Origin of the sequence: Vibrio sp. 10N.222.52.B7 (assembly GCF_041474275.1) — a bacterium.
Classification (GTDB): domain Bacteria; phylum Pseudomonadota; class Gammaproteobacteria; order Enterobacterales; family Vibrionaceae; genus Vibrio; species Vibrio crassostreae_C.
On record NZ_JBFRTU010000444.1, the window covers coordinates 1 to 247 of the forward strand.

Annotated in this window: 1 pseudogene; it reads right to left on the reverse strand. The window is 36.0% G+C overall.

Going from position 1 to position 247, the window contains the following annotated elements:
• Positions 1–78: pseudogene (gene znuC / locus AB4512_RS23615) on the reverse strand (zinc ABC transporter ATP-binding protein ZnuC); the annotation flags it as partial.
• Between the last annotated feature and the right edge of the window lie 169 nt (positions 79–247).

Below are 247 nucleotides of genomic sequence, written 5' to 3' on the forward strand. Positions count from 1 at the left end.
ATTTAGAGAGATGTTGTCTAGAACTTTTCGACCGTCAAATTCGACGCTCACAGAATCTAGTTGGATTAAGTTATCCATGAATAGAACTCATTTGCAATTCGCTAATGTTATAATGTAACATTTACCTCAAGCCTAAGCTACTTTTCTATTATCGAGGGATTATGTCACGTTCATCTTTTATACTTGCTACTTTGCTTTTAGCGCCAAGTGTCGCAAGTGCCAATACTATTCTAACAAGCTTTAAACC